The following is a 413-nucleotide window of genomic DNA, read 5'->3' on the forward strand; positions in this document are numbered from 1 at the left end:
ACGGCACCGCGTTGATGGCCGATGAAGTCGAGGACAAGACCATCACGTATCTCTTCACGCGCCCGATTCAGCGCGGGGCAGTGCTGGTCGGCAAGTTCCTCGCCTACCTGGCGTGCACGTTCCTCGTCGTCCTGCCGTCGGTGATGATCGTCTACTTCCTGCTCGTGCCGTTCTCGGCGCTGCCGGAAACCTTTGGCAATTTGCTGATCGATCTCGGGCTGCTGGCTATCGGTCTCGCGGCATACGGCGCGGTGTTCGCGCTGGTCGGCGTCGTCGTCAAACGGCCGCTGATTGCGGGGCTGATCTTCGCGTTTGGCTGGGAGCAGATCGCGCTCGTGATTCCGGGCTCGGTCCGTCAGTTCACTCTGATGTACTACCTGCAGGCGCTGGTTCCTCACACGTGGCTGTCCGAC

At 62.5% G+C, this 413-nt stretch carries 1 protein-coding gene; it reads left to right on the plus strand.

The window, feature by feature from the left end:
- A partial coding sequence (locus SAZ04_RS21725; RefSeq protein WP_332699593.1) for an ABC transporter permease occupies positions 1–413 on the plus strand: 413 nt, incomplete at both ends.

The sequence above is a fragment of the Halalkalibacter lacteus genome (genome assembly GCF_036663595.1).
GTDB lineage: Bacteria > Bacillota > Bacilli > Bacillales > Bacillaceae_D > Halalkalibacter > Halalkalibacter lacteus.